The organism is Thalassospira australica (assembly GCF_044790785.1).
GTDB classification, from domain to species: Bacteria; Pseudomonadota; Alphaproteobacteria; order Rhodospirillales; family Thalassospiraceae; genus Thalassospira; species Thalassospira australica_A.
Genome location: NZ_CP085258.1, coordinates 3,866,310 through 3,886,771, shown reverse-complemented (window position 1 = coordinate 3,886,771; position 20,462 = coordinate 3,866,310). Strand labels below are relative to the sequence as shown.

Annotated in this window: 16 protein-coding genes and 1 tRNA gene; 9 read left to right on the top strand and 8 right to left on the bottom strand. The window is 55.7% G+C overall.

The features are described 5' to 3' along the window. Positions 1 to 30 precede the first annotated feature (30 nt). The 3 genes from LG297_RS18170 to LG297_RS18160 all read right to left on the bottom strand — a co-directional run bounded on the left by LG297_RS18170 (position 31) and on the right by LG297_RS18160 (position 3,357). Positions 31 to 885: a peptidylprolyl isomerase gene (locus LG297_RS18170; RefSeq protein WP_404422763.1), complete on the bottom strand. Its 855-nt coding sequence runs from the start codon at positions 883 to 885 to the stop codon at positions 31 to 33. A gap of 185 nt (positions 886 to 1,070) precedes the next feature. After that, a complete protein-coding gene (locus LG297_RS18165; protein WP_404422761.1) occupies positions 1,071 to 2,198 on the bottom strand; it encodes a hypothetical protein in 1,128 nt (375 codons plus the stop codon). Between the two features lie 67 nt (positions 2,199 to 2,265). Next, positions 2,266 to 3,357: a hypothetical protein gene (locus tag LG297_RS18160; protein WP_404422759.1), complete on the bottom strand. Its 1,092-nt coding sequence runs from the start codon at positions 3,355 to 3,357 to the stop codon at positions 2,266 to 2,268. A gap of 334 nt (positions 3,358 to 3,691) precedes the next feature. Between LG297_RS18160 and secA the strand changes: the two genes are divergently transcribed. Next, entirely contained in the window at positions 3,692 to 6,403 is a 2,712-nt protein-coding gene (secA, locus tag LG297_RS18155; protein ID WP_404422757.1) for a preprotein translocase subunit SecA, read from the top strand. A 77-nt stretch (positions 6,404 to 6,480) separates the two neighbouring features. Here the strand turns inward: secA and LG297_RS18150 are convergent, their stop codons facing one another. Beyond that, entirely contained in the window at positions 6,481 to 7,356 is an 876-nt protein-coding gene (locus LG297_RS18150; RefSeq protein WP_404422755.1) for an alpha/beta hydrolase, read from the bottom strand. Positions 7,357 to 7,588: 232 nt separating this feature from the next. Between LG297_RS18150 and mutT the strand changes: the two genes are divergently transcribed. From mutT to LG297_RS18135, 3 genes are all read left to right on the top strand, one after another. Beyond that, positions 7,589 to 8,020: an 8-oxo-dGTP diphosphatase MutT gene (gene mutT, locus LG297_RS18145; RefSeq protein ID WP_007091683.1), complete on the top strand. Its 432-nt coding sequence runs from the start codon at positions 7,589 to 7,591 to the stop codon at positions 8,018 to 8,020. A gap of 59 nt (positions 8,021 to 8,079) precedes the next feature. After that, on the top strand, positions 8,080 to 8,841 hold the full coding sequence (locus tag LG297_RS18140) for a competence/damage-inducible protein A (RefSeq protein ID WP_404422753.1): 762 nt from the start codon (positions 8,080 to 8,082) through the stop codon (positions 8,839 to 8,841). An 82-nt stretch (positions 8,842 to 8,923) separates the two neighbouring features. After that, the gene (locus LG297_RS18135) at positions 8,924 to 9,265 is read left to right on the top strand and encodes a hypothetical protein (protein WP_404422751.1); all 342 of its coding nucleotides are present in this window, start codon (positions 8,924 to 8,926) and stop codon (positions 9,263 to 9,265) included. Positions 9,266 to 9,311: 46 nt separating this feature from the next. On the opposite strand, the gene LG297_RS18130 is transcribed toward LG297_RS18135, so the two are convergent. The 3 genes from LG297_RS18130 to LG297_RS18120 all read right to left on the bottom strand — a co-directional run bounded on the left by LG297_RS18130 (position 9,312) and on the right by LG297_RS18120 (position 11,771). Next, positions 9,312 to 9,563, bottom strand: coding sequence for a hypothetical protein (locus LG297_RS18130; RefSeq protein WP_404422749.1), 252 nt, complete (start codon positions 9,561 to 9,563; stop codon positions 9,312 to 9,314). Between the two features lie 28 nt (positions 9,564 to 9,591). After that, positions 9,592 to 10,272, bottom strand: coding sequence for a 5,6-dimethylbenzimidazole synthase (gene bluB / locus LG297_RS18125; protein ID WP_404422747.1), 681 nt, complete (start codon positions 10,270 to 10,272; stop codon positions 9,592 to 9,594). A 101-nt stretch (positions 10,273 to 10,373) separates the two neighbouring features. Beyond that, the gene (locus tag LG297_RS18120; RefSeq protein WP_404426967.1) at positions 10,374 to 11,771 is read right to left on the bottom strand and encodes a hypothetical protein; all 1,398 of its coding nucleotides are present in this window, start codon (positions 11,769 to 11,771) and stop codon (positions 10,374 to 10,376) included. A gap of 238 nt (positions 11,772 to 12,009) precedes the next feature. On the opposite strand from LG297_RS18120, the gene LG297_RS18115 reads away from it, so the two are divergent. The 3 genes from LG297_RS18115 to LG297_RS18105 all read left to right on the top strand — a co-directional run bounded on the left by LG297_RS18115 (position 12,010) and on the right by LG297_RS18105 (position 13,173). Beyond that, positions 12,010 to 12,098: transfer RNA gene (locus LG297_RS18115), tRNA-Leu, on the top strand. Between the two features lie 375 nt (positions 12,099 to 12,473). After that, on the top strand, positions 12,474 to 12,866 hold the full coding sequence (locus tag LG297_RS18110) for a hypothetical protein (protein ID WP_404422745.1): 393 nt from the start codon (positions 12,474 to 12,476) through the stop codon (positions 12,864 to 12,866). A gap of 31 nt (positions 12,867 to 12,897) precedes the next feature. Beyond that, a complete protein-coding gene (locus tag LG297_RS18105) occupies positions 12,898 to 13,173 on the top strand; it encodes a DUF3572 domain-containing protein (protein ID WP_404422743.1) in 276 nt (91 codons plus the stop codon). A 57-nt stretch (positions 13,174 to 13,230) separates the two neighbouring features. Here LG297_RS18105 and LG297_RS18100 read toward each other — a convergent pair whose 3' ends face one another. Continuing rightward, a complete protein-coding gene (locus LG297_RS18100) occupies positions 13,231 to 14,061 on the bottom strand; it encodes an undecaprenyl-diphosphate phosphatase (protein ID WP_404426966.1) in 831 nt (276 codons plus the stop codon). A 265-nt stretch (positions 14,062 to 14,326) separates the two neighbouring features. Between LG297_RS18100 and LG297_RS18095 the strand changes: the two genes are divergently transcribed. Then, on the top strand, positions 14,327 to 15,757 hold the full coding sequence (locus tag LG297_RS18095; protein WP_404422741.1) for an NAD(P)-dependent oxidoreductase: 1,431 nt from the start codon (positions 14,327 to 14,329) through the stop codon (positions 15,755 to 15,757). Between the two features lie 28 nt (positions 15,758 to 15,785). After that, positions 15,786 to 20,336 (top strand): glutamate synthase large subunit, encoded by a 4,551-nt coding sequence (gene gltB / locus LG297_RS18090; RefSeq protein ID WP_404422739.1) that lies wholly within the window; start codon positions 15,786 to 15,788, stop codon positions 20,334 to 20,336. Positions 20,337 to 20,462 lie beyond the last annotated feature (126 nt).

Below are 20,462 nucleotides of genomic sequence, written 5' to 3'. Positions count from 1 at the left end.
CAGCTTTTGAAACCGGTTAAGCCGTCTGGCTTAGTTTTTCGGGGTTTCTGCGCTGTCGTCTGCGGCCGGGGCTTCGGTGTTATTGACAACCTCGGCATCGGATCGAAGTTCTTCAATCAGGTCCTGAACGGCCTGTTGGGTGACTTCGGCTTCCATCTGCTGACGGATTTCTTCCAGGGTCGGCTGGACGCCGTCTTTTTTCTCTTCAACCAGAATGACATGCCAGCCGAACTCGGTCTGAACCGGTTCCTTGCTGTAGCTGCCCGGTTCCATCGAGAAGGCAGCCTCGGCGAACGGTGCGACCATTTCGCCGCGGTTAAAGAAGCCAAGATCACCGCCATTCGGCGCGGACGGGCCGGTGGATTTTTCCTTGGCGAGTTCGACGAAGTCGGCACCGTCATCCAGTTCGGCAATCACGGCTTTGGCGTCTTCTTCGTTTTCCAGAAGGATGTGACGCGCGTGGACCTGCGGCTCCGGCTCGTTGGTTTTAACAAACTCGTCGTAACGTGCCTTGATCGCGTCGTCGGTGACTTTCTCGGCGATTGCGCGCTCAAGATAGGTTTCAGCAACGAGGCGACGCTCAAGGGCGGCGAGCTGCTGTTTGACCTCTTCATCGTCAGCAAGGCCTGCATCCTGACCGGCAAGCATCAGCAGGCGCTGATTGATTTCGCGGTCGACAAGCATCGGCTTGAGCATTTCAAACGGGAGCTGGCGATACTGTTGGGGCAGGCCCTGTTGCGTCGCGCGCACTTCGGATTCCAGGATTTCCTCGCCATTGACGGTTGCAAGAACCTGGTCTTCGGCCGGTGCAGCGTCCTGTGCCATAACCGGGCTTGCAAACATAACGGTTGCAAGTGACGCAGCGAGTAGGGTTTTGCGCAGCATATTTTCTCCAGACTTTTCATTTAAGGGGGATTTTTCCCCATGCCTCACCCCACGGATAAATCACATCCGTTCGCGACACACAAGGGTTCCCCTCGGATGTTACGGTTTTTTCAAAGCAATCTGGCTAAAATGTGAAATGCTGATGTAGCGCGGAAAACGGTCCGACAGGTGCATTTTGTGCTTAACTAGGCGCGCACGTCAAAAAAGACCTCGCCTACGGTGCCTGTGCTGCCGTCGTCACGCTCAAACCCGGCACTTGCCGCCAGAACGCCGCCGACCAGTTTCTGATCAAGCGGGGTGATGAAGGTCAGATCAATCGCTGTGATACCGGCATCGGCAAGGTTGGTGGTGCTGCCATCGGTCCGCAGCATAACAAGCGATGAAAAGATTTCATCATTGCTGTCGATCCGGCCATCACCGTTGCCGTCATATCTGGCAAGCTCGGCAAAGCCGTCTTTTGCCCCGTTCTGATCGCCGAACAGTTCGGTGCCGTCATTGATGATGCCATCACGATTGCGATCAAGCGCAAGCAGCGCGTCATTGCCGGTTATCCAGGCGGTGCGATCCTGTGTGCCGTCGCCATTGATGTCGAATATCCTGCCGTCTTCAAGGCTGGTGATATCGATCCCGTTGCCGTCCAGATCAAGGATCAACGGGTCCTGCCGGGTTACGCCGATGATTTCAATGCGAATCTGTTCGATGCGGGCGTGAAATTCGCTGATCGAGATGCTGCCGCTGCCAAGCGCATCGGAAAAGCGGGCTTCGATCTGTTTCATGTCGAGGCGGATGCTTTGCGACACCATCGAAAAGGTCGCCCGGCTGCCGCGCTCGGCAAAACCGTTGGCCAGAGCCAGACCAAAATCGCGCGCCATCGCGGCCGGGCTGCCGTCGATACCGGTGGCAGCAGCCATATCCTCGCCGAGCCCGGCGGTCAGGGCATTCGCCATTTCGCGCGCCTCGGCCGGTGGGATGCCCAGCATGGCAAGGACGATGAAGGCATCGCGGTTCATTTTTGTTGCCGCATCGCCAAGCGTTGTGCCGACAGCGCCGGTCAGTTTTTCAATTGCCGTCGGGGGAATAAGGTTGGAAAGGGTGGCATCGCCCAGCGTTTCATCAAGGCGCAGATTGATCCGCAGGCTTTCATCGATCTGATCGATGATGCGACGTCCCGCGCGGGCAATATCCTGTTCGGGTGCCGGGCGGTTTTGCCTTGTGTCGGGTTGAATGTTGGCGGCAATAACACGCCGCGACGTCGCCAGCAAATCGGCAGATCGTCCCCCGGTACTGCTGTTAAATGACGGATGTCCAAACATTCAGCGCCTCCTTCCTGAAGGGCCGCGGGACGGGGCAACAATTGTACCCCATCCCGTACTGCTATGGTCAGGCCAGAACGTCCTGTTCCTGGCTTGGGTCAATTACGGAAACGGTTTCACCGTTCGGCAACTGGAAGGCGGCACCGTTTTCATCCTGTCCGAAACGGCCCATCGGCATCAGCATGTCGACCGACAGTTTCAGCATCGGATCACCCGAACCGTCTTCGGCCATTGTTTCGGTAACACCACGTACAATCAGGGTTGCCTGTTCCATGATCTGGGCGTTGAGTTTCGCCATGCGGCTGGTGAGAATTTCCTGCATGCTGGCGTCATCTGCTGTGCCATCTGCATTTTCTTCGCCCTCGGCGCCGGGTTCGGCCCCGGTGGTATCAAGCATCAGGTCGCGGATGAAGTCGGCGACTCCGCTGCCTTCCATATCAAACAGAAGGCTGCCATTGCCCGCACTGGCCGGATTGCCAAGCATATCGACCAGATTGCCGCCGCCAAGCCCGTTCATCACGGCACCAAGTGCGCCCATCGCAGCCCCCGCGCTGTTGCCGATGGCAACGGCCTGGGTTTTGACGATTTCAACCTTGGTCGCTTCGTATTTGAACGAGAATTCGCCGGTGTCGCTGTTGATATTGATATCGAGCGACTGCATCGCCATCATGGCAGACTCGGAAACCCCGACGCCCGCACCATTCGCCCCGGCATAGGAGATTTCCTTGCGGGAATGGCTTGCGATTGCCTGCTGGAAAGAGAAATCGACCTGACCGTCATCGGCAGCCATTTCGCGGATTCCCTTGAACATCGCGTTGGTCGCGGCAAGGGCTTCCTTATCGTCCATTCCGGCAAGTTTGAACATTTCGACCATATCGTCCTTGATCAGTTCAAGGGCGGCATCAAGTGCCTTGGCAAAAAGTTCATCGGTTGTCATCGGCTCGGACGACAGGGATTTCGAACCTGCTGTTTGCGGCAGATTTTTATCGGCATTTTGTGTGGCGACCGCATTGTCGGAAAGGTCGACGGGATCAACGACGGGCTTCTGGTTTCCGTTGGTCTGCGCAGCATTATTGCCGGACGTAGCAATAGGCTGTCGCGTGTCGGTCAGTGATGATTGTCCCTGTCGAAAGGGATTAAGTGTGGAGAAATCCACCATTTCCTCCTCCTGAGGCTTCTTTCGCGCAAGGCAGCCAAGCCCCGAGATATCGCGAAAAAGATGAGCTACTTGCTCTGAAATTCAAAGTTGAACACAGATCATACGTGTTTTTTGCGATTTCCTCAAGCATGAAGGAAGTGACATTCATGTGTACAGGCAAAGGTTGTATAACTGCGTGCCCTTGGTCGGGACTTTTTGCGGCCATAACCGCCCTAACATTAGTGATATTGGTTCGTTCCGTTGACAGATGGCAGACAGGGTTCTATCTGTGATCGGGTCCCGGTATATAGCCGTCGCCCCATAACTGTTTTTTCATTTGTTCAGGAACGTTTTAATGCTCGGCGTAATTGCCCGGAAAATTTTCGGTTCAGCTAACGATCGTGAAGTCAAAGCCCTGCGGGCCACGGTCGAGCAAGTCAATGCCCTGGAACCCGAAGTCGAGAAGCTTAGTGACGACGAACTGCGCGCCCGTACCGATTGGCTGCGCGAGCGTCTGTCCAAGGGCGAGACTCTCATGGATATTCTTCCTGACGCATTTGCCACCGTCCGTGAAGCTGCCAAGCGTGTGCGCGGCGAGCGTCATTATGACGTGCAGCTTATGGGCGGCATGGTTCTGACACTTGGCAAGATCGCCGAGATGAAAACCGGTGAAGGTAAAACGCTTGTTTCGACCCTGCCGGTTTATCTGAACGCGATCGAAGGCAAGGGCGTTCATGTTGTCACGGTCAACGATTACCTTGCGCGTCGTGATGCGGAATGGATGGGGCAGGTCTACGGCTTCCTGGGTCTTTCTGTCGGTGTGATCATGCATGGCATGACCGATGACCAGCGTCGTGCGGCCTATGCGTGCGATATTACCTATGCGACCAATAACGAGCTAGGCTTTGATTATCTGCGCGATAACATGAAGTTCCGCCTTGAAGACATGGTGCAGCGCCCGTTCAACTTTGCCATCGTCGATGAGGTTGACAGCATCCTGATTGACGAAGCACGGACCCCGCTGATCATTTCCGGCCCGGCCGAAGACAGTTCGGAGTTGTATCGCGCGATTGATGCGCTGATCCCGAAACTGACCGAAGACGATTACGAGAAGGATGAAAAGGCGCGTGCCGTCACCCTGACCGAAGACGGGACCGAAAATGCCGAACAGCTTTTGCAGCAGATGGGCATCCTGACCGAAGGCACGCTTTATGACGTGGCCAACGTTCATCTGGTGCATCACGTCAATCAGGCGCTTAAGGCGCACAAGCTGTTCCAGAAGGACACCGATTACATCGTCAAGGACGACAAGGTCGTCATCATTGACGAATTCACCGGGCGCATGATGGAAGGCCGACGGTATTCCGATGGCCTGCATCAGGCGCTGGAAGCCAAGGAAAAGGTCAAGATCCAGAACGAAAACCAGACCTTGGCATCGATCACCTTCCAGAACTATTTCCGTCTTTATCCGACCCTTGCGGGCATGACCGGTACGGCAATGACCGAGGCAGAGGAATTCGAGGAAATCTACAAGCTTCAGGTTGTGGAAATCCCGACCCATCGCCCGATTGCCCGTAAAGATGCCGATGATGAAATTTATCGGACGGCCAAGGAAAAATGGAACGCGATTGCCGATCTTCTGGAAGATTGTCACAAGCGCGGCCAGCCGGCTCTTGTCGGGACGGTATCGATCGAGAAATCGGAAATTCTTGGCGCGTTGCTGAAAGAACGCAAAGTTCCGCACGAAGTCCTGAACGCCAAACAGCATGAACGCGAAGCGTTTATTGTGGCACAGGCCGGTGCGCCGGGTGCGATCACGATTGCCACGAACATGGCCGGCCGCGGGACCGACATCAAACTTGGCGGTAACGTTGAAATGCGTGCCGAGCTTGAACTTGCCAATATCGAAGACGATGCAAAGCGCGCCGAGGGAATTGAACGGATCAAGGCTGAGGTCAAGGCAGATCAGCAGAAGGTTCTGGATGCCGGTGGTCTGTTCGTGATCGGCACCGAACGCCATGAATCCCGCCGGGTTGATAACCAGTTGCGTGGTCGTTCCGGTCGTCAGGGCGATCCGGGCGGTTCGAAATTCTTCCTGTCGCTTGAAGATGACCTGATGCGTATTTTTGGGTCCGAGCGTATGGACGGGATGCTTCAGAAGCTTGGCCTTCAGGAAGGCGAGGCGATCTATCATCCGTGGATCAACAAGGCGCTTGAAAAGGCACAGCAGAAGGTCGAGGCACGCAACTTCGACATTCGTAAGAACGTGCTGAAATTCGATGATGTCATGAATGACCAGCGTAAGGTCATTTATGAACAGCGCCGCGATCTGATGCAGGCCAAGCATGTTGCCGAAGATGTGGCCGACATGCGCAGCGAAGTCGTCGAAGACCTTGTGACCAAATACTGCCCGGAAAAGGTTTACCCGGAACAGTGGGAAGCCGCCAGCCTGCATGAAGAATGCACGCGTCTGTTTGGCCTTGATCTTCCGGTGACCGAATGGGTCAAGGAAGAAGGTATTGATATCGAAGTCATGCGCGAGCGGATCGAGCAGGCGGTCGAGAGCAAGATGGCAGCCAAGGTTGCCAATTATGGCGCGGATATCATGCGCCAGGTTGAAAAGAGCCTTGTGCTTCAGCTTCTGGATCAGACGTGGAAAGAGCATCTTCTGGCACTTGATCACCTGCGTCAGGGCATCGGGCTTCGGGCCTATGGCCAGCGCGATCCGTTAAACGAGTTCAAGCGCGAGGCGTTCAACCTGTTTGAAGGCATGCTGGTGACATTGCGTGAACGTGTGACCCAGATGCTGTCGCATGTTGAATTGCAATCCACCCCGCGCCCCGAAGACCTTGAGCCGCGCCGCGCACCGCAGGAAATGCATGAAAATCACCCCGAACCCGAAGCGATGGCGGGTGAAGCTGGTGACAGTGCAACGGTCCATTCACGTGCGGCATCGGGCAATGTTGACCCGAACGATCCATCGACCTGGGGCCGGGTGGCACGTAATGCCGCATGTCCGTGTGGATCGGGTAAAAAGTACAAGCATTGCCACGGTCAGTTGGCGTAAGGCCGTTTTAAACCGAACCTGATAGACAAAACGCGTCGTTTTATACGGCGCGTTTTTCATTGAGGTCGCTGCAAGATTTACTGCGCAGCAATTGATGATATGGGGGCTGTTGTTTGTGCGGTTAAAAATTCCCGGACCGGTTCCAGGACAGCCCGGTTTTCCGTCAATACACTGCCCAAGGCAATCAGGGTTCCGGCATGGCCGGTATCCTTGATGATGACGAGCTTTGTGTTCGGGGCAAGTTCGGCAAGGCGGATGGAGTTGCGGGGATAGACCGTATGATCGCGGTTGCCTGTGATCAGAAGCAGGGGCGGCATATGCGACAAATCCTGTTCGACCGGCTGGCTTTGGGTGGCGTGGGTATTGCCAAAGGCGATCTGGGTGGCCCTGACGTCATAGGGATAGAAATCATAAGGGCCGGAAAGCCCGATGATCCCGGCAATGTCGTTGGCGGTCATCCCCACGGATGCGAGATAGGATTGATCGGCCACCAGTTGAACCGCGTTATAGGCACCGGCGGAATGGCCGGCCAGGATGATTGGACCTGTGGTGATGCGGTCGGGGTGATCATGGCTGTATTGCTTGATGAAGGCGAGGGCCTTTGCGCCGTCTTTGATGAACTCCGGGAAACGGATTTCGGGCACCAGCCGGTAATCGGGGATGGCGACGGCATAGCCCATTTCGGTAAAGCGTTTGGCGACGAAAGCGTATTTTGCCTTGTCACCCGAATCCCATGATCCGCCATAAAACCAGACGATCAGGGGGGCCGGTTTTGTGCGATCAGAAGGCAGGTAAAGATCAAGTTTCTGACGATCCGCATCACCATATTGCAGATCGGCAATGGTCGGCTGATAGTCGCCAGCCTGAAGGTGATTGAATGCGGCGAGCTTATCGCAACCGGCGAGAAACAGGGCCGCGATCAGGGCATTTGCCGTCAGTTTGAATACGCGCATTGTCACCGTAAAACAGATATTGTCGATTTGGGTTTAAAGACTATACGCAAAAGCCCGCCATCGGGATTTGTTTCATTTCAGGACGAATGACACGAAGGATATTCTGGCTCTGACCCCGGTGGGCAAAGGGCGGGCTAAGGGCGAGCAGCAATTGGAAAATGCACCTCTTGGCGAAAGCAGACGGGCAGGATAAAACAATCGCATGACCATTCAAAATCCAGATAGAGGCTGCATGTCGGTGGACCTGCGGCAGGGAAAAATCCCCGAAAAAACGGTGTTTGTCAGTGCGGTGGCGCTGGTGGATGCCGATCATCGTGTCTTGATCGCCCAGCGCCCGGAAGGCAAATCCATGGCGGGGCTTTGGGAGTTTCCCGGCGGCAAGGTCGAGGCGGGCGAGACGCCGGAAATGGCATTGGTGCGCGAGCTTAAGGAAGAGCTTGGTATCGACATCACTGAAAGCTGTCTGGCACCTTTTACCTTTGCGTCCTTCACCTATGATGATTTCCATCTGATGATGCCGCTTTATCTGTGCCGGGTCTGGAAGGGGGAAATCACCCCGATGGAAGGCCAGCAGGTGAAATGGGTGCGCCCGATCCGGTTGGGTGATTATCCGATGCCGCCGGCCGATGTGCCGCTGGTGGCGATGTTGCGCGATTTTCTGTGACGATCCGACCCCTTTTGGCGGTCGTATTTGAATACTGAGTTCAAGTTTGCGAGGTTGTGATGTCTGAAGCGGTTCGGGCCTGTCTGATCATTATCGGCAATGAAATCCTGTCGGGACGGACCCATGACAAGAATCTGCCTTATCTGGCGGAGGAACTGAACAAGATTGGCATCCGGCTGGCCGAAACCCGCGTCATTCCCGATATCGAAACCACAATCATCGAGACGGTCAATGAATGCCGGGCAAAGTTCGATTACGTCTTTACCACCGGCGGCATCGGCCCGACCCATGATGATATTACATCGCCCTGTGTGGCGCGTGCCTTCGGGGTCGAGATCGAACTGAACCCGCAAGCGCATGAATTGCTGAAAAGCCATTATGAGAACCCTGCCGACCTGAACGAGGCGCGGCTGCGCATGGCACATATTCCGGTAGGTGCGGAGCTGATTGATAATCCGATATCCAAGGCACCGGGGTTCCGGATGGAAAATGTCTATGTCATGGCCGGTGTGCCGATGATCATGCAGGCGATGTTCCAGGGGATCAAACATCAACTGACCGGCGGGCGGCCCATGGTTTCGCGGTCGGTCGGCGGGTATATTCCCGAAGGCACGATTGCCAAGGTGCTGGGTGAAATCCAGCATGATTTCCCCGATACCGATATCGGGTCCTATCCGTTCCTGCGGGAGGGAAAACTCGGCACGACGCTTGTGGTGCGGGGCGAAGAAGCCAAGGATGTTGACCTTGCGTCCGAGCGTATCCGGGCGGTGATTATCGAGCAGGGCCGCGAGATTATCGAGGATAGCGGCCCGGTTTCGTAACACCGGGATTGCGATTGATCATTTTGGCTGTGCTATCATTCCGACTATGACAATCCGGTGATGTCGCGTTGGAGGAGCCAGCATGACGCAAAAGCCAGATGAAACGGACGAAATTCGTAACAGTCAGGCGGCGCGCGAAGCCCGGTCGATTGTCAAATTCATGATCGAACATACCGCCTATGGTGGGTTCGGGGCGCTGGTGTTTGGCGTGCTAGTGCTGTTTTTTGATATTGGCGGGATTTACAGCCTTGCCATAGCATCACACGATGCGCCGGTCTTTATCATGTTGCTGTTTTTCGGGTTGTTCATCACGTTTGGTGGCATCAGCCTTGGCATCGGCATCATGAATCTGGGCGGTTTTTCCGATAATGACAGCTATGACGACGAACGAAAAAAGCATCGGGATGATCGGAACAGATTATAAAAAAGGCGCGGATGATTTCAGCGCCTTTGGCGATTTGACGGGGCCGTCAGGGCCGGTCCGCACCCCTGCGCGCACGCAGGATTTTGGCGATGATCATGCCGCCGATCCAGAAGGCCAGCGGAACGACAAAGATATAGTCGAACATCGGGTGCGTGGTGTCGCCCCCCGAAACCGCAAGGATATAGCCGACCCACGCCGCGGTCAGAAGATAGCCCATGATCTTGAAATAATGACCATTGGGCAGGCCCTTTTTGGCGGGTTGTTCTGGATTGGTCGGTTGGCCTTTGTCGGCGGACATCGGGGTTTCCTTTGATGATCGAATTTGGTTAGCGTTCAAGCGTCAGGGCAGCGGGATCAATGCGATCCTGCCAGCCTTCGCGGACGAGTTCGGGGATGACGTGGTCTTCTTCGGGATAGCCGATGCACAGATAGGCGATCAACCGCCAGTGCGGCGGCACGTCGAGGGTTTTGAGAACCGTTTCGGGTTCAAGGATTGAAACCCAACCCACCCCGATTCCCTTCACGCGGGCGGCCAGCCACAAAAGCTGTACGGCGGCGACGGCGGAATAATCAAGCATTTCGGGCATGGTTTTGCGCCCCAGCCCCATGCCGGCCTCGGTTTCCTCGTCAGCGAAAACGGCGAGCTGGATCGGGGCCTGATCCATGCCCTGCAATTTTAGCGACGCATAAAGTCTGGCGCGTTCGCCGTGATAATCGTTAAGCGCCTGCTGATTGGCGCGTTCGAAACTGTCGCGGATGGCTTGGCGGCGGTCGGGATCGTTGACCTTTACAAAACGCCACGGCTGAGAATTGCCGACAGATGGCGCAAGGCAGGCTTCCTTGATCAGGTCGTCAATATCGTCCTTCGGGATCGGGTCGGTGCGAAAACGCCGCACGTCACGCCGCCATAACAACAGATCGATGAACTGTTTTTGAAAGGTGCGATCAAACACCGGCGGGGTCAGTGCATCTGTTGCGTCGGGCGCATCGCGATCGGATCGGGTCATGGCGCGAACCTGCTGGTCTTGGCGGTTTCAATTCTTTTTGCACCCTAACCGGACAGGGGTGTAACGCCAAGCCACAAGATGACAGCAGGGCGTGGAAAACATCAGAAATCGAAATGGATCGTCATCAGGCCCGACAGGTTGTTGTGTTCCGTCTCGAAGGTCAGTTTGCGCTGAACCTCAAGGCTCATTTGGCCGGGAATGCCGCCCCAGTCATGTGTGATGCCGCCGCCCAGCTGTGAATAGGTGCTGGTATTTTCGCTGGTGACGTAGGGGCTGAGAACCCCGTAATCATAGGGTAGTTCCGAGCGGAGAATCAGTTCGGACCTTACCCCTTCGACGGCGTCGGAATTTGGAGAAAATTCGCGAAAGCCTTCTACCGATGCCCCGATTTGCCAGGGATCATAGGCATATTCGGTTCCCGCGAAATAACGACGATTGGTGGAGCGGCCGTATCCCTGGTTCATCAGGGTCACGGTCTGGTCCTGCCCGGCAAAAGGCATAAGATGATGGTCCCCCAGAACGAGGTTATAGCGGGCCTCGGCGGTGGTATCGAAAATCTGGTTCAGGGCAGTGCGTGCCCGGACAAGTGATCCGTCGACCGCGCGTGCGCTGTCAAATTCTTCGCGGGCGGTAATGACATCCCCGTCAAGACTTAGCGTGACGGGCAGAAAATCCAGATCGTATTCCGTGCCAAAACCGATCGAGCTCGACAATGTCGAGCTTTGGAGATTTTCGGCATAGCTGAGATCATCCGAACCGCCATTGAGGGCAGACTGGGTGATGGTGCTGCTGCCGACCCCGATGCTGCCGCGAATATTGAGCCATTCGGTCATGCGCGATACAAAATACGGGGAAAAGGTGACGTTGTTTTCGCGGTACAGTACCTGTCGGGCGGCGGCTTCGCTGAGTGTGCTGCCCCAGCCGACACCAAGACCGATAATCAGGCTGTCATCGACCTGATAATCGACACCGGTATCAATCGAGATGACATCGCCGCTGAGATTCGGATTGTAACCGGTATCGGTAATGCGGTTTTCAATGTCGGTCTGACTGCCATGCACCCACAGGCTGATCGGGGTGGCGCCGCGGCGCGTCTGGTTGGGAAAGGTACCGTTGGCCGTATCGAAATCGAGCTTTTTGGCGATGGATGCCAGGGCAGAGCGCCCGCCAAATGTTTCGATGGTTGTTGCATCGCCGGTGCCAAGCGCAAGTGCGTTTGGCGGCTGGGCCGGGGCGGGAATGGAATTATCGAGAAAGAGCGGGCCGATTGTGCTTCCGACAAGATCTTTTTCCATCTTGTCATACAGGCGATTGATGTGGCGTTGCTGATTGGCGGACCGGTTGATTGTCTCGCTTCTCAGGATCGGAGCATCAAGACGATTGGGGCCATCATCTTCGGCGTTGGCAGGGGGAACGATTTCGTGGCGCGACAGAAAGGCAAGCATGGCAAGTGCCAGACATGCTGAAATAACCAGTGAAATGTACCAGTGTTTCTTCACGGTCAACCGGGTCGCCTGTTTGATTCCGATGGGATCATTACAACCGTGCCGGGGAAAAATGGGGGTAATATGGTGAAAGACAGGCAATTATGTCGCAATGCCACATCCGGTTGCGCGCGGCTGTTGCTGTGCCGGGTTTATCGGGATTGGCAAAAACGGCTATTCCGGTATTGCGCCGTTTTTAAAGCCGCGCTAGAACCCTTTTTGCCGGTTGGAACGCCAACCTTGTGAGCGCTTTGCGGGCGTGGCGAAATTGGTATACGCAGCGGACTTAAAATCCGCCGGTCCTCAAAGACCTTGCCGGTTCAAGTCCGGCCGCCCGCACCATATCCCCGGAACCCTTATGGGGTGATCGCCGTTTTGGGCCCGGAATTGCGCCATTAAATAACCTGTTTTGCAGATTAGGTTTCAGGAACAAACGCAATACACATGCGTTTGACCGGGACCAATATCCCCGACAACAGGAGAAGACAATGATTCATCTTTTTGCATTTGGCGTGATTGCGATTACCGCAATGGTCGTTGCCTGAGCCCGCATAATTCCAACCGTCTGATATCTGTCATTATTTTTCCTGCAATATTTTGCGGGGGATAAAGTGCTGCGTGATCGTCATCATGGCGTTTCTGATTTACCGGATATAAATCAGAAACGCTTATGACCAATGGCATGGCCCGAAAATGGGCGGCTTTCGGAGTGGTTGGGTGAACGATATCGATAGTGAAGACGAGGGCCCGCGCAAGAAAGAGCGGTTCGGAAAATATGTCGCGCCCGAGGAACGTGCGGCCAATATCGTCAAGCAGCTTGACGAGTTCCTGCGCAAAGGCCCGCGCAAGGGCCTTAAATATTCGCGCTGGCAACAGATTGCCTGGTACGAGATTGTTGACGAGCTTAAACGCGCCGAAGCCGCCCAGAAGAAGCAGGACAGCCTGACGAAATCGGCGTTTCTGGCACTTGCGGTCGGATTTGGCACAATTGGTTTTTGGGGGCTGGTGGTGGTTCTGGGGCAGAACTTCGGCATGATTGGCGGTGTCCTGATCGTGATTGCCGGGCTGGTGATCTGGCGGGCCCTGGCCAAGGCAAAATGGTTCAGTTAAGCAACCGGTATCGTCACAGGACGGGGATGAAATGAACAAAGATGCGGCTGAAACGCTGGCCATTCGGGCCATTGCCCATATCGCAGGGGATGATGAACTGCTCGAAGGGCTTTTCGCGCAGACCGGCATTGGCATTGATGATCTGAAGGCCGGGATCACCAGCAATGACGTGCAATTGGGGGCCCTTGATTTTCTGCTTTCGCACGAACCGTTTCTGATGGGCTTTGTCGAGGATAGCGGCTATGCGCCGGAAGATCCGGCGCGCGCGCAAGTCATCCTTTCGGGTGGGCCGATCTGGCAGGATTAGCGGGGTTGACGGTGGGGTGGACCCACCGTCCTATCAAGTGATCTGTTGCCGGGTATTTTATCCGAACAGCGGGATCGGACCGCCGCCATAGCCATAAATCCATACCAGCAAGCCGCCCCCCATAAGAATGCGGTAGATCGCAAACGGCGTGAAGGTTGAACGTTTCAGCCAGCTCATGAGCATGGCGATGGCGATCAGGGCGGTGATAAAGGACAGGCCCGCCGCCAGAAGAACATCCATGGTCAGGGCCATGTCACCCGACTGTTGCAGGTCAATACCGGCCAGAATACCAGCCCCCAGAATGACCGGAATCGACAGCAGCATGGAAAACTGTGCGGCATCGGCGCGTTCATAGCCCATCAAACGTGCCGCCGTCATGGTGATGCCCGAACGGCTGGTGCCGGGAATAAGGGCAAGGACCTGTGCGAGGCCTATGAACACCGCGCCGCCCCAGCGCATATGTTCAAGCCGGTTGATCGTCATGCCGATCTTGTCGGCAATCCAAAGCACGATGCCAAATACAAGCGTTGTCCATGCGATGAGTTCAACCGAGCGAAGCTGTTCCTCGATGCCTGAGACCTTGAAATAGAAGCCGACAGCGACAACCGGGATGGTGGCAAGGATGATGTGCAGCGCGAGTCGGGCACCGGCATTGATCCGGCCCGACAAAAGGAAGAAGAATCCGCCGATCATCGCGAAAACATCGCGCCAGAAATAGATCAGAACAGCGGCCAGTGTGCCGACATGAACGGCAACATCTACCAACAAACCCTGATCTGCAGCACCTGTCAGGGCGGGGGTCAGGATCAGATGACCCGATGAACTGATGGGGAGGAATTCTGTGATCCCCTGGATGACTGCCAGAAGAATTATATGTTGTAACGTCACCCCGGCCTCGATCGCTGTTATCGGCAAAAACTCCCCGCTTATAGCAGCTTAGCGCGAACAGGCGAAATGCATTAATAGTACCAAAATGGTACTAATGAAACTTTCTTTCAGCGCTTTAAAACCCGAAATTCCCGATACCCTGATTTTATTTGAGGATATAATGGTCAGTAATATTGACCTATCATGCATTTTGTGCTGGATTCTTGCAAAACCGGCGCGTATACAAAAGCCAACCCGCAACATAAAACCCTTTCAGAGGGCTGCTATGACAGAAAAGATGCTGAAGTTTGTTCATCTTGAACAAAAATATCCGCACAAGAGAGAAGCATCCGAGCGTCGCACGGACTTCAATGAAATTTACGAAGGTTTCGAGACAGAAGCTGCGGCCGATCAGTCCGCGCGCTGCTCCCAATGTGGTGTGCCGTTCTGTCAGGCCCATTGTCCTTTGTACAATAACATCCCCGACTGGCTGCGCCTGACGACCGAAGGTCGCATGGAAGAAGCCTATGCCATTTCGGCGGCAACCAACAACATGCCGGAAGTGACCGGTCGCATCTGCCCGCAGGATCGTCTGTGTGAAGGCAATTGCGTGATCGAACAGTCAACCCATGGTGCCGTCACGATTGGCTCTGTCGAGAAATACATTACCGATACCGCCTTTGCGAATGGCTGGGTCAAGGCCCCCAAGCCGACGCAGGAAAACGGCATGTCGGTGGGGATCATCGGTGGTGGTCCGGCAGGCATGGCGGCGGCCGAACAGCTTCGCCTTAAAGGATACGAAGTCCATATCTATGACCGCTATGACCGCATGGGCGGATTGCTGGTTTACGGGATTCCGGGCTTCAAGCTGGAAAAGCATATCGTTGAACGCCGCGTAAAGCTGCTTGAAGAAGGCGGTGTCGTCATGCACACCGAATTCGAGGTTGGCCGTGACGCGACGCTTGATGAATTGCGCCGCAAACATGATAGCGTTCTGATCGCCACGGGTGTTTACAAATCCCGCGATCTGAAGTTGCCGGGTGTCGGCCTTGGCAATATCTATCCGGCACTGGAATATCTGACCACGTCGAACCGCATCGGTCTTGGTGATACGGTTGCGGCCTATGACGATGGCACGCTGAACGCCAAAGACAAAAACGTTGTCGTTATTGGTGGCGGCGATACCGCAATGGACTGTGTCCGTACGGCAATTCGCCAGGGTGCGAAGTCGGTCAAATGTCTTTATCGCCGTGACCGTGCCAACATGCCGGGTTCACAGCGCGAAGTGGCCAATGCCGAGGAAGAAGGCGTTGAATTTGTCTGGCTGACCAACCCGGAAGCCTTTGTTGGCGACGACAAGGTGACAGGTGTGCGCGCGGTCAAGATGCGCCTTGGCGCGCCGGATGCCGGTGGCCGCCAGAGCCCGGAACTGATCGAGGGTTCGAACTACACCATGGATGCCGACATGGTCATCCTTGCCCTTGGTTTCGAGCCGGAAGACCTGCCGACCATGTTCGATGCGCCGGAACTGGGTGTGTCGCGCTGGGGCACGGTTAAAATCGATTTCCGCTCGATGATGACCAATCTGGATGGCGTTTTTGCCGCCGGTGACATTGCGCGTGGTGCGTCGTTGGTGGTCTGGGCCATCCGTGACGGTCGCGACGCGGCTGACCGGATCGATGAATATCTGCTGGCGCGCAAAGAAGCTGCTGCTTAAGCCCGCTGCCGCATTAGGAGAGAGAGTTATGAACAAGATTATTCATGACCGTGGCGCGCAAGAGATCGCCCGTTTTGAAAAAAATGCCGAACATCTGTCGGCGAACGGCATGTATGACCCGGCCGAAGAACACGCCAACTGTGGCGTGGGCTTGGTCGGTGCGATTGACGGCAAGCCGCGTCGCGAGGTTGTTGAAGCCGGTATCGAGGCGCTGAAAGCCATCTGGCACCGCGGTGCCGTTGATGCCGACGGTAAAACCGGCGATGGCGCGGGCATTCACCTGCAGATCCCGCAGGATTTCTTCAAGGCGTACCTGAAGGTTATCAACCAGGAAGCTCCGGAAAGCCTGATTGCGGTTGGCCAGGTATTCCTGCCGCGTATCGACATGTCGGCACAGGAACGTTGCCGTGCCATCGTTGAAACCGAAATCCTGAAACAGGGTTACGGCATTCTTGGCTGGCGTCAGGTTCCGGTCGATGTTTCGGTTATCGGTGAAAAAGCCAACCAGACGCGGCCTGAAATCGAACAGGTTCTGATCGGTGCGCGTGATGACGTTGATGAGGACCAGTTCGAGGTCGATCTTTACACCATCCGTCGTCGCGTCGAGAAAGCAGTCCTGTCCGAAGCGATCAAGGATTTCTATATCTGTTCGATGTCGTGCCGCTCGATCATCTACAAGGGCATGTTCCTTGCTGAGCAGGTCGACATCTTCTATCCGGATTTGCGTGACGAGCGGTTCGTTTCGAACTTCTGCGTCTATCACCAGCGTTATTCGACCAATACCTTCCCGAGCTGGCCGTTGGCGCAGCCGTTCCGTGTTCTGGCCCATAACGGCGAGATCAACACGCTGCGCGGTAACGTCAACTGGATGAAAAGCCACGAAGCCCGCATGGCACACGAGGCATTTTCCGACACCATCGAAGATTTGAAACCGGTTATTCAGCCGGGGTCATCGGACTCGGCCGCCCTTGATGCCGTGTTTGAACTTATGGTGCGGGCCGGTCGTGACCTGCCGATGGTGAAAACCATGATGGTGCCCGAAGCCTGGTCGAAAAAGGCATCGACACCGGACAGCTATAAAAACCTTTATGCCTATTGCAACGCGGTGATGGAGCCGTGGGACGGCCCGGCGGCACTGGCAGCTTATGGCGGCAAGTGGCTTATGGGTGGTACGGACCGTAACGGTCTTCGTCCGCTGCGTTATGCCGTCACGGGTAACGGCCTTCTGATCGCTGGTTCCGAAGCAGGCATGGTGCATATCGACGAGGAAAGCTGCCTTGAAAAAGGGCGGCTTGGCCCGGGGCAGATGATTGCCATCAACCTTGAAGAAGGCAAGCTGTACCATGACAGCGAGCTTAAGGATAAGCTGGCGAACCGTCGTGACTGGTCAAAATGGGTGGGTCGCACCAAGGTGCTTGATGACCTGATTTCGCCAGAACACACTGAACCCGCGCGCCTTGGCAAGGAAGCGCTTCTGCGTCTGCAGAAGGCGATGGGCCTTACCCATGAAGACCTTGAACTGATCCTGCATCCGATGGGGGAAGACGGCAAGGAAGCCATCGGTTCGATGGGGGATGACACCCCGCTTGCGATCCTGTCGGATCGGTATCGCGGTCTGCATCATTTCTTCCGCCAGAACTTCTCGCAGGTGACCAACCCGCCGATTGACTCTTTGCGCGAAGCCCGCGTCATGAGCCTGAAAACGCGCCTTGGCAACCTTGGCAACATCCTTGACGAGGATGAAAGCCAGTGCGACCTGCTGCAGCTTGAAAGCCCGGTACTGACCAATGCCGAATATGACGCGATGCGCGGTTATATGGGCGAAACGGCGGTCGAAATCGATACCACGTTTGACATCAATGGTGGCGCGTCAGCACTCCGCGATGCGATTACCCGTATCCAGCGCGAAGCCGAAGAAGCGGTTCGTGGCGGGGCGCTTCACATTATCCTGACCGACGAGGGCATTTCGGCCGAACGTGCCGCAATCCCGATGGTTCTGGCAACGGGTGGTGTGCACAGCTATCTCGTGAAAACGTCGCTGCGTACCTATATCTCGCTTAACGTCCGTTCGGCGGAATGCATGGATGTGCATTACTTTGCGGTTCTGATCGGTGTGGGTGCGACGACGGTGAACGCCTATCTGGCGCAGGAAGGTCTTCTGGACCGTTATGCGCGCGGACTGTTCCCGAATGTCGGCAGCACGGCCGAAGTCATGCAGCGTTTCAAGACGGCGATTGATGCCGGCCTGCTCAAGATCATGTCCAAGATGGGCATTTCGATCATCAGTTCCTATCGTGGTGGCTATAACTTCGAAAGTATCGGCCTGTCGCGCTCGCTGGTGGCGGAATTCTTCCCGGGCATGCCGTCGCGCATTTCGGGTATCGGCCTTCAGGGTATCCAGCGTCGTTGCATTGCCCAGCACAAGGAAGCGTTTAACGGCAATGTCGTGACCCTTCCCGTCGGCGGTCTTTACAAATATCGCCGTTCGGGTGAACGCCATGTCTGGACCGGTCCGCTGATCCATACGTTGCAGTCGTCCGTCACGACGGGGTCGTACAATACCTTCCGCAAGTTTTCGGAAGGGCTTCGTTCGCGTGAACCGCTTCATCTTCGCGATTTGCTTGATTTCCGTTCCGACCGCAAACCGGTTCGTCAGGAACAGGTTGAAAGCATCACCGAAATCCGCAAACGGTTCGTTACCCCGGGCATGTCCCACGGTGCGCTTTCGACCGAGGCCCACGAGGCACTGGCGATTGCGATGAACCGCATCGGTGCGAAATCGAACTCTGGCGAGGGTGGTGAATCGCGTGAACGTTTCCGTCCGCGTTCGAACGGGGACAATGCACGTTCATCAATCAAGCAGGTGGCATCGGGTCGTTTCGGTGTAACCGCCGAATATCTGAACAACTGCGAAGAAATCCAGATCAAGGTCGCCCAGGGTGCAAAACCGGGCGAAGGCGGGCAGCTTCCGGGCTTCAAGGTCACGGTTGAAATCGCACAGCTGCGTCATGCGACGCCGGGTGTGACCCTGATTTCGCCGCCGCCGCATCACGATATTTATTCGATCGAAGATCTGGCACAGCTTATTTATGACCTGAAACAGATCAACCCGCGTTGCCGCGTTTGCGTCAAGCTGGTGTCGCGTTCGGGGGTCGGCACGATTGCGGCCGGTGTGGCAAAGGCAAAGGCCGACGTCATCCTGATTTCGGGTTATGATGGCGGCACCGGTGCCAGCCCGCAGACCTCGATCAAATATGCCGGTATTCCGTGGGAAATGGGCCTTTCGGAAGTCAATCAGGTTCTGACGCTGAACAATCTGCGCAGCAAGGTGAAACTGCGTGTCGATGGCGGGTTCAAAACCGGCCGCGACGTGGTGATCGGTGCGATGCTGGGCGCGGAAGAATTCGGTATCGGTACCGCATCCCTGATCGCGCTTGGCTGCATCATGGTGCGTCAGTGCCATTCGAACACCTGTCCGGTTGGCGTTTGTACCCAGGACCCGGCATTGCGTGCCAAGTTCGTCGGTACGGCGGACAAGCTGGTCAACCTGTTCACGTTTATGGCCGAAGAGGTCAAGGATATCCTGGCCGAGCTTGGCTATGACAATCTTCAGGAAATCATCGGCCGTTCGGACCTGTTGCAGCAGGTTCATCGTGGTGCGAAGGACCTTGTTGACCTTGACCTGAACCCGCTGCTTGCACAGGCTGATGCTGGTGATCACAAACGGTATTGCACGGTTGAGGGGCGCAACGAAGTGCCCGACACGCTTGACGCCCAGATGATCAAGGATGCGCGTGCATTGCTTGAAGACGGCGAAAAGATGCAACTGCAATACAATATCCAGAACACGCAGCGTGCTATCGGGACGCGTATTTCGTCGCTGATCACGCAGAAATATGGCATGACTGGCCTGAAACCAGGCCATCTGCATGTGCGTTTGCGCGGTTCTGCCGGTCAGTCACTGGGCGCGTTTGCGGTTCAGGGGCTGAAAATCGAAGTTCAGGGCGATGCCAACGATTATGTCGGCAAGGGCCTTTCGGGCGGCACCATCGTGTTGCGCCCGCGGCCATCAAGCCCGCTCAAGACCAACGAGAACACGATCATCGGCAACACCATCCTTTATGGTGCAACGGCCGGTAAGCTGTTTGCCGCCGGTCAGGCCGGGGAACGTTTCTGCGTTCGTAACTCGGGCGCGACGGTCGTGGTTGAAGGATGTGGTTCGAACGGTTGTGAATACATGACCGGCGGTACGGCCGTGATCCTTGGCGCGGTCGGTGAGAACTTCGGTGCCGGCATGACCGGTGGCATGGCGTTCATCTATGACGTTGAAGGCACCTTTGGGGATGTCGTCAATGATGGCTCCATCCTGTACCAGCGTATTGAAACCCAGCATTGGGACGAAGTCTGTCGTTCGCTGATTGAAGAGCATGTTGCCGAAACCGATAGCGGTTTTGCGCGCACCATCCTCGACAATTGGGATCGTGAACGCGGCAATTTCTGGCAGATCGTGCCGAAAGAAATCGTCGACAAGCTGGAACACCCCATTCGCTCGATGAGCGAAAACCAGGCAACTGCGTGAACCCTTTTCACGCTTTTGCGCAAGCTCCCTTGTCCATACACCCGGACAAACAAACTGGCCCCGTACTTTGTGCGGGGCTTCTTTTTTTGCCGGTTATGGTCTTTATGGGGTGGTGCTTTCGCCGGG

Excerpts from the sequence above, each read along its gene's own strand:
- LG297_RS18170 (WP_404422763.1), bottom strand. The coding sequence starts at position 885 with ATGCTGCGCAAAACCCTACTCGCTGCGTCACTTGCAACCGTTATGTTT.
- LG297_RS18165 (WP_404422761.1), bottom strand. The coding sequence starts at position 2,198 with ATGTTTGGACATCCGTCATTTAACAGCAGTACCGGGGGACGATCTGCC.
- LG297_RS18160 (WP_404422759.1), bottom strand. The coding sequence starts at position 3,357 with ATGGTGGATTTCTCCACACTTAATCCCTTTCGACAGGGACAATCATCA.
- secA (WP_404422757.1), top strand. The coding sequence starts at position 3,692 with ATGCTCGGCGTAATTGCCCGGAAAATTTTCGGTTCAGCTAACGATCGT.
- LG297_RS18150 (WP_404422755.1), bottom strand. The coding sequence starts at position 7,356 with ATGCGCGTATTCAAACTGACGGCAAATGCCCTGATCGCGGCCCTGTTT.
- mutT (WP_007091683.1), top strand. The coding sequence starts at position 7,589 with ATGTCGGTGGACCTGCGGCAGGGAAAAATCCCCGAAAAAACGGTGTTT.
- LG297_RS18140 (WP_404422753.1), top strand. The coding sequence starts at position 8,080 with ATGTCTGAAGCGGTTCGGGCCTGTCTGATCATTATCGGCAATGAAATC.
- LG297_RS18135 (WP_404422751.1), top strand. The coding sequence starts at position 8,924 with ATGACGCAAAAGCCAGATGAAACGGACGAAATTCGTAACAGTCAGGCG.
- LG297_RS18130 (WP_404422749.1), bottom strand. The coding sequence starts at position 9,563 with ATGTCCGCCGACAAAGGCCAACCGACCAATCCAGAACAACCCGCCAAA.
- bluB (WP_404422747.1), bottom strand. The coding sequence starts at position 10,272 with ATGACCCGATCCGATCGCGATGCGCCCGACGCAACAGATGCACTGACC.
- LG297_RS18105 (WP_404422743.1), top strand. The coding sequence starts at position 12,898 with ATGAACAAAGATGCGGCTGAAACGCTGGCCATTCGGGCCATTGCCCAT.
- LG297_RS18095 (WP_404422741.1), top strand. The coding sequence starts at position 14,327 with ATGACAGAAAAGATGCTGAAGTTTGTTCATCTTGAACAAAAATATCCG.
- gltB (WP_404422739.1), top strand. The coding sequence starts at position 15,786 with ATGAACAAGATTATTCATGACCGTGGCGCGCAAGAGATCGCCCGTTTT.